At 72.4% G+C, this 7,864-nt stretch carries 5 protein-coding genes; 2 read left to right on the top strand and 3 right to left on the bottom strand.

The window, feature by feature from the left end:
- The first annotated feature begins 47 nt into the window (after window positions 1-47).
- Window positions 48-1,466, top strand: coding sequence for a lanthionine synthetase LanC family protein (locus ACFVIM_RS29860; protein WP_384307805.1), 1,419 nt, complete (start codon window positions 48-50; stop codon window positions 1,464-1,466).
- A 208-nt stretch (window positions 1,467-1,674) separates the two neighbouring features.
- Here the strand turns inward: ACFVIM_RS29860 and ACFVIM_RS29855 are convergent, their stop codons facing one another.
- The 3 genes from ACFVIM_RS29855 to ACFVIM_RS29845 all read right to left on the bottom strand — a co-directional run bounded on the left by ACFVIM_RS29855 (window position 1,675) and on the right by ACFVIM_RS29845 (window position 6,359).
- A complete protein-coding gene (locus ACFVIM_RS29855) occupies window positions 1,675-3,489 on the bottom strand; it encodes an FG-GAP-like repeat-containing protein (protein ID WP_384307802.1) in 1,815 nt (604 codons plus the stop codon).
- Window positions 3,490-3,613: 124 nt separating this feature from the next.
- Window positions 3,614-5,809: a S1 family peptidase gene (locus tag ACFVIM_RS29850; RefSeq protein ID WP_384307799.1), complete on the bottom strand. Its 2,196-nt coding sequence runs from the start codon at window positions 5,807-5,809 to the stop codon at window positions 3,614-3,616.
- A 46-nt stretch (window positions 5,810-5,855) separates the two neighbouring features.
- On the bottom strand, window positions 5,856-6,359 hold the full coding sequence (locus ACFVIM_RS29845; RefSeq protein ID WP_384307796.1) for a hypothetical protein: 504 nt from the start codon (window positions 6,357-6,359) through the stop codon (window positions 5,856-5,858).
- 389 nt (window positions 6,360-6,748) lie between these two features.
- Here ACFVIM_RS29845 and ACFVIM_RS29840 point away from each other — a divergent pair.
- A partial coding sequence (locus ACFVIM_RS29840; protein WP_384307793.1) for an ALF repeat-containing protein occupies window positions 6,749-7,864 on the top strand: 1,116 nt, incomplete at its 3' end.

Genomic DNA, 7,864 nt, shown 5'->3' with positions numbered 1-7,864 from the left:
GCGTTACACCCATGTCCCCCGTTACGGCGGCCCCTCGGAGAAGCTCCATGAGCAGCGCCCCCCAAGCACCCCACCACCCCGGCGCGACCGGCGGCCGAGCCGGGCCGGACGCGCGCGCGCTCGCCGTCCGGATCCTGCGGGAGTGGACCGAATCCCGGGAGCGGGCCGCCGCACTCCCGGACGGCCCGCCGTCCGAGGACGCGGCGGCCCCCCCGGATCCCGGGAGAGCCGCCTCCGGTACTCGGGGTTCCGTATCCGGCCCTGACCGCGCCGTGGCTTCCGATCCCGCCAGGGGCTCCGATCCCGCCGCGGACTCCGACTCCGATATCGCCGACGCCGGGGTGCCCGCGCTCGCGGCGCTCCTGACCTCGGGGGACCATGCCGACGAGGAGACGGTCACGGTCGCCGGACGCGCCGTCGTCTCCTGGGCCAGGACCGCCGGACGCGGCTCCGGCCACCGGGGCCTCTTCAGCGGCGGTCTTGCCGGAACCCTCGCCGGACTCCGCTTCGGTGCCCGGCTGCACCCCGCGCTCGACGGTGTCGCCGACCGGCTCCACCACCATCTCGCCACACCGCCCGCCGCGCCCCCCTGGCGGCGCTCACAGGTGGCCATCACCGACTACGACCTCATCGTCGGCCCGGCCGGTACCCTGCACGCCCTGCTGCTCGGCCCCTCCCACGCGGCCCTTCCCACCGCGCACGCCGAACACCTCGCCTTCCTCTGCGACGACGCCGACCTGTGGCGGCTGCGCACCGGGGGGTACGAGGACCATCCCCAGCTCGGCTGGCTCCAGGGGCGGGTCAACACCGGTATGGGCCATGGCGTGGCGGGGCTGCTGACCGCCCTCACCGCGACCGTCCGGCGGACCGGGCCGACCCCGGCGCTCACCGGAGCGATGCGCCACGCCACCCAGTGGCTCGTACGGCAGTCCTTCGACGACGCCCGGGGCATCCGCAGCTGGGACGGCGCGGGGCTCGACGTGTCGCCCACCCCGGGCGCCCGTCCCCGCCAGGCGTGGTGCTACGGCGCGGCGGGGGTCGCCTGGGCACTGTGGGACGCGGCGGACGCGCTCGGCGACACCACGACCGCCGCGTGGGCCACGGCGGCCTTCACCACCCTGTGCGAACGCTACGACGAGACCTTCCACCTCTACGGTGACGACCCCGCCGACCGGCTCGGCTGCTGCCACGGCGCCGCCGGTGTGCTCGCCGTCGCGGACGCCTTCCACCGCCATGCCGGCCTCCCCCAGGCGACCGCGCTGCGTGCCCGGCTGACCAGCCATCTGACCGAGCGGCTCGACGAGGTCGCCACGCTCGCGCCCCGCCGTACGGGTCTGCTCGGTGGGGCCACCGGCATGCTGTGCGCGCTCCTGACCGCGACGGTGACGGCCGATCACGCCGACGGCGACCCGGCCCCGGCCCCGGGCGCCTGGCGGGGCTGGCTGCGGTGTCTGGGACTGCGTTAGGTCGTGGTCAGGTCTCGCACCGGGCGGAGAAACCGGGCCGTCCGACGGATCCGGCCCGCGCCCTGACACACCGAGGGCCGGGGGCGGTCATCGCCCCCGGCCCTGTGGCTGGGTCTCGTTCAGGTCGTGCGCGTCAGGTCCCGTCCTGGGGTCACTGACGGGTCACGCTCCCGTACTCAGGCCCCGGGCGCGTCACGCCGCGTCCGGGTCACTGGACGCTGCCGCTCCAGCGCTTCACCGGAGCCTGGACGTCGGTGCCCGTGCTGGTGAAGTGGAACAGGCTGTCGGACTGGCGGCCGTCGGCCGTCTTGCCGTTGTCGTAGAAGACGCCGAGGTCGTGCTTGCCGTCGCCGTTGTAGTCACCGGAGGACAGCTGGCTGGCGTTCCAGTTGAAGGAGCCGGTGCTGGTCCAGAGCTGGCGCGGGGCGCCGAAGCCGGTGCCGGTGAAGGAGAAGGTCCAGACGCTGGAGGCCCAGCCGCCGTTGGCGTTCTGCCCCAGGTTGTACAGGACGCCGACGTCGTGCTTGCCGTCGCCGTTGAAGTCACCGGCCGTCACCTTGACGGCGTCGGCGTTGTAGGAGCCGGAGCTGGTCCAGTCGTTGGCGGGGCCGGTGAAGGCGGTGCCGGTGCTGGTGAAGGTGTACAGCGCGGAGACGTGCTTGCCGTCGGCCGACTTCCCGGCGTCGTAGAAGACGACGACGTCGTCCTTGCGGTCCCCGGTGAAGTCCCCGGCCACGACCTTGCTGGCGTCCCAGTTGAAGGAGCCCGAGTTGGTCCAGGTCTGGCGCGGGGCGGCGAAGTTGGTGCCGTCGCTGGTGAAGGTGAAGATGGACGCGTTGCGCTTGCCGTCCGCCGAGGTGCCCTGGTTGTAGAAGACGGCGACATCGTCCTTGCGGTCGCCGTTGAAGTCACCGGAGACGGGCTTGCCCGCGCCCCAGGTGAAGCCGCCGGAGCTGGTCCAGGACTTACGGGGGGCGGTGAAGCCGGTGCCCGTGCTGGTGAAGATGTAGAGGGACGAGAGGTTCTTGCCCTCGGGCGAGTCACCGCTGTCGTAGAAGACCGCGATGTCGTCCTTGCCGTCACCGGTGTAGTCGCCGGAGACGAGCTTGCTCTGCCGCCAGGTGAAGCCGCCCGGGGTGGACCACACCCTGACCGGGTCGGCCGTCCCCGTCGCGGTCGAGGTGAAGGTGTACAGCGAGGCCCGGTTCTTGCCCTCCAGCGAGGTGCCGTTGTCGTAGAAGGCGGCGACATCGTCCTTCCCGTCGCCGTTGAAGTCACCGGAGACCGTCTGGGAGCGGCCCGGGAGGGCGCGCACCTGCTGGATCCAGGGGGCGATGTCATCGAGGCGGGACTCGACCGCGCCGGTGCGGGTCTCCTGCTCGTTGCCGAGGCAGCCGCCCATCCACGAGCGGCTGTGCAGGGCCGCGAGTTCGACCGTAGTGCCGTTCTCGCGCAGCGCGGGGCCGCCGGTGTCGCCCTGGCAGAGGGCGGACCCCTGGGCCGGGGTGACCGCGACCGAGGTGGCGTCGACGGCGCCGACCGTCAGGGCGACGGAGTGGGCCTGACCGGGGACCCAGACGCTCTGGGTACGACCGTGGCCGACCCCGCGCAGGGTCTCGCCCGCGGTGGGGGCGGTGGTCGCGACCGGGACCGGGGCGACGGTGGTGACCGCGGTGGCCAGCCGGGCCATCACCACATCGCGGTCGGTGCGCGGGACCAGCTCCACCACGGAGCGGGAGACTCCGCCGACGACCGCCGTGGTCGCCTTCGCCGGGGCTCCGGCCGTCACGGGCTGGGCGCCGAAGCAGCTGGCGGCCGTCAGGACCCACTGGGGGTCGACGAGCGCGCCGGTGCAGCCCGCGTCCTGGCCGACGGTGACCTTCGCGGTGAAACCGTACGTACCGTCGGCGACCGGAGTGCCGACGGCGGCCTGGGCGGGGGTGGGCAGCGCGAGGGCGCCGGTCGCGGCGACGGCGGCCAGCAGGGGGAGACGTCTCGCGCGGCGAGAACCAGAAGAACGCATGATGTCCTTAACGGGGTAAATGGGGGATGCATTCTGACATTGGGTGATGTCAGCGCATAGAGCGGGGGGTGGTATCCGATGACCGAGAGGCCCCGGATACCACCCCGTCCGCGCTGCCGCCTGGCTACTGGATGGCGGTTCCGAAGGCCACGCCCACGCTGGGCAGTCCGCCCTTGCCGGGCTCCAGCGTGGTCACCGGCTGGGTCGCGCCGGAGACGATGTTCGCCCACGGCACGGTGTGGACCGAGCCGCGCGTGGAGGGGCCGTAGGGCATCCCCATGTAGAGGTGGCTGCCGGTGACGGCGAGCTTCATACCGGACTTCTCACCGGCGCCCGGGGTGCCGGGGATGCCCACCAGGCCGGGCTCGACCGGGACGTCACCGTCACCGGGGGGACCGATCAGCGGGAAGACACCGATGGAACCGGAGTCGGTGGCGGTGCCCACGTCCTCACCGGGGGTGCCGATGGCGACCAGCGTGTTCTGCTTGGTGCTCTCCGCGCCCGGGTGGGTGTTGATCGCGGCCAGCTTGCGGCCGAAGTTGTCCTCGGCCTCGACCGTGCCGGTGACGTTGGCCGCGCCCTGGTTGATGTCCTGGTTCTGGGTGAACGTGGAGCCGCTGATGTGCATCGTCACCACACGGCCCGCGTTCTTGATCGTGCCGATCGCCTCGCCGGGGATGCCGATCGCCAGGATCGAGTCCGTGGAGGTGGCGGCGCCCACCGGGCGGTAGGGCACCAGGGAGACGGCGGCGCCGAAGGTGTCGCCCGCCTCGGAGTCGCCGTTGATGGTGGTCTGGTCCTCGTTCAGCGGGGCCATCGGGGTCGGGATGCCATCCGCGCTGATCTTGTGGTTCAGGACCTCGACGGCGCCCGCGCCCGCCTTGGTGCCGATCGCCTCACCGGGGATGCCGATGGCGATGTGGTGCGGGGAGCCCGCCACGGAGTGGCCGAGCTTGTCGTCCTTCTCCGGGGCACCGGAGACACCCGGCTTGTCCTGGTTGATCGAGGCGTTGACGGAACCGCGCACATAGAAGGCGGCGCCCGCGTCGACGGCGGTGCCCAGATCCTCGCCCGGCGCGCCGATCAGCAGATACGGGTCACCGGCCGCCGTGGTTCCGGCGAAGAGGGAGTGACCCATACGGTCCCCGGCCTCGGCACCGGACTTGCCGATGTCGCCCGCGCCGCTGCCCTGCTCCAGGGTGGTGGAGGCACGGCCCTTGGTGAGACCGGCGGGGGAGCCGTAGAGGATGTGGACGCTGCCCGCGTCGGTGGCGGTGCCCAGGTCCTCGGCCGGGACACCGACGGCGAGGTCGGTGCAGCCGTCGAGGTTCTCGTCATAGGCGGCGAGGGTCTCGCCGTACCAGTCGCTGGCCTCGGCGCCGCCGGGGACGGCCTCCAGGTCCTGGTTGATCTCGGCCGGGGGCTTGCCGCCGCCGTACACGATCCGTACCAGACCCGCCTTGGCGTCCCCGCCGACCGTGGCCTCGGGGTCGCCGACGGCGACGTCGCGCTGGCCGTCGCAGTTGAAGTCGTGGACGGCGGCCCGGGTCGTGATGTCGTCGATCCAGCCCTTCACATTGTCCACGCGGGTGCTGACGGCACCGGTACGGGCGGGATCGCCGCCGAGGCAACCGCCGTCCCAGGAGCGGCTGCTGACGGCGACCAGTTCGGCCTTGCCGTTACGGATGCGCAGGTTCGGGCCGCCCGTGTCGCCCGCGCAGATGGCCGCGCCCGCGACGGCGGGGGTCAGCGGCAGGCTCTCGGGGGTGACGGTCCCCGGGGTGAAGGTGGAGGTGTTGAGCTTGGTGGGGACCCAGGTGTCCTGGGTACGCCCGTAGCCGGTGGCGATGACCGTGTCGGTCGGCTCGGCGGCCCCGGCGCTGACCGGGATCGGGGCGATCCCGGAGACCGGCTTGGCCAGCCGCGCCAGCACCAGGTCACGGTCGGAGCGCGGGACCAGCTCCACGACCTCCTGCACCGAGCCCGTGGTGGTGGCCAGATCGACGCGGCCGATCGTCGCCGTCGTCTTCTTCGCGGGCTTGCCCGCGTCGATGATGTGGCTCTGCTGGGGGTTGGTGGCGAAGCAGCTCGCCGCGGTGGCGATCCACTGCGGGGCCACCAGCGCGCCGGAGCAGGAGCGCTCCCCGCCGATGTTCAGTTTGGCGGTGAAGGTGTACGTCCCGGTCGGCGCGGGAGGTCCGGCCACCGCGTGGGCGGGGGCGGCGGTGAGCAGTCCGGCGGTCAGCGCGGCGGCCACCGCGGTGCCGGTGGCCAGGGCGGCTCGTGACCGCTTCCGTGACCGTGTGGGCTGTCTGTCCATCGGTGTGGTAGTTCCGTTCTGGAAGGCTGAGGGTGGCGGGCTGGGGTCAGCCGGTGACGCGGATCTCGACCAGGACGGCGGGCGCGCCGCCCTCGACGCCCTCGCCGACACCCTTCATCTGGTCCTTGGGCACGGCGACCGTCTCCGTCTTGCCGTTGGCCGTCAGCTCGGCCGAGACCGGGTTGTTGGTGGTCTGGATGGCGTAGACGGAGGGGACCTCCAGCGTGAGGTAGCCCGACTTGCCGAGGGCGCGGAAGCAGAACTTCTGGGTGGCGCTCTGACGGGTCCAGACCGAGATCTGGTCGGCGCCCGTGATGCACTCCTCGAAGACGATCTGGCCGTCGCCCTTGAGCAGCTTGAGGTTCTTCTCCGCGAGGATCTTCGCGGCGCCCGGGTAGGAGAAGTCCTCCACGGCGACGGGCGGCAGCTCGTTCGCGGGGGCGGCGGCCGGCTGGGCGGAGTTGGCGGCGAACGCGAAGGTGGAAATCCCCGCGAGAGCGGCAGCACCGCCGACAACGGCGTACACACGGCGACGAATACGTGAAGTCAAGGGAATTCCTTCCGGACATCAGTGTGTGCGACGAGCGACGCCGAAGTCCGGAAAACTGTCTCCCCCCGCGCACAGCTGACGGGTGGTCAACAGAGTGCCGTCGGATCGTAACGGACCGCTCACGCTCACTGTCGGTGAGCTGGGTCACATCACGGAGTGATAGTTCCGGCCAGTGGGAGAGATCTGGACGGAAGATGACGCAATTTCACATCGCGCTTCGGTGGGGGCGGTAAAGCGCGGTGATCACCTTAGGATCTGCCAGCCGCAGAAGGGTTTGGCCAACGGAGTAGTTGGCCAGGGAAATTGAGGTCTTCACTGTGAGACGAATATTGAGCCAGAGGCGACGGACGGGAGGGACACGGCGGACCGCGCGTGTCCTTGTCGGCTCCGTGGTCCCGCTCGCACTGACCGTCGGACTGATCGGCGCCGCACCGGCGGCCGCCAACACCGGGGATCCGGACGAGGAGCCCATCGGCAGCGTGCTGCCCGCGACGGACCGCGCCCGCGTGGTCGAGCTGTGGCAGTCGGGCGGCCCCGGGGTCCGGGAGGCGGCCGAGGTCGCCCTGCTCGGCACCGACGCCGATGTGCGCACCTTCCTCGACCGCGAGCAGCGGCTGGCGGAGGGCCACGACCTCCGGGTCGCCACCGTCCAGCTGCTCTCCGCCGGCGGCCGTGGGGTGCGTGAGGCCGCGCAGACCGCGATGGCGGGCACCGACGACCAGGTGCGCACCTTCCTGGAGACGGGCTGGCAGAACCCGCTGGAACAGGACCAGCGGGTCCGCACCGTCCAGATCATGACCGCCGGTGGCCCCGGGGTGAAGAAGGCGGGCCAGGACGCGCTCAACGGCACCATCGAGGATGTCCGCCGCTTCCTGCACACCGGCCAGCACACCGCCCGCGAGGCCGACCAGCGGGTCGAACTGGTCCAGATCATGACCAGCGGCGGAACCAATGTGAAGGCCGCCGCACAGGTGGCCATGGGCGGATCCGCCGCCGACGTCGATGAGTTCATCGAGGTCGGTCAGCACACGGCCCGCGCCCGGGACCAGGAGCACGCGACCATCGCCCAGCTCGCCGCCCAGGCCGAGCTGGCGGGCGCCCGGGCCGAGGCCCAGACCGTCGCCGCCATCGAGCAGTCCGAGCGGGCCGTCGCCTCGGCGCAGCTCGCCATGGAGGCCGCCGCAAAGGCCGCCACCGAGACGGAGGCCGCGAAGAACGACTCCAAGCGCGCCGCGAGCGCCGCGAACCGGGCCGCCGACGCCGCCCGGGGCGCCGCCTCCGCGGCCCAGACGGCCATCAACTCCGCCAACGCCGCCAACTCCGCCTCCCGGGTCGCCGCGGGCGCCGCCGCCCAGGCCGCGTCCGCCGCCGCCGGTGCCGCCCAGGCCGCCTCCGACGCCCGGGGAGCGGCGGCCGCCGCCTCCACCGACGCCGCCAAGGCCGCCGCCGCCCGTAAGGCCGCGACGACCGCGCGGGACGCCGCCAAGGGCGCCAAGAAGGCGTCC

Source organism: Streptomyces sp. NPDC057638 (genome assembly GCF_042800315.1).
Lineage (GTDB): Bacteria > Actinomycetota > Actinomycetes > Streptomycetales > Streptomycetaceae > Streptomyces.
Note: the sequence above shows the minus strand (reverse complement) of the source record. Positions and strands in the feature narration are given on the sequence as shown.

What these genes read in the sequence shown, in the direction of transcription:
- ACFVIM_RS29860 (WP_384307805.1), top strand. Translation starts at nt 48, where the DNA reads ATGAGCAGCGCCCCCCAAGCACCCCACCACCCCGGCGCGACCGGCGGC.
- ACFVIM_RS29855 (WP_384307802.1), bottom strand. Translation starts at nt 3,489, where the DNA reads ATGCGTTCTTCTGGTTCTCGCCGCGCGAGACGTCTCCCCCTGCTGGCC.
- ACFVIM_RS29850 (WP_384307799.1), bottom strand. Translation starts at nt 5,809, where the DNA reads ATGGACAGACAGCCCACACGGTCACGGAAGCGGTCACGAGCCGCCCTG.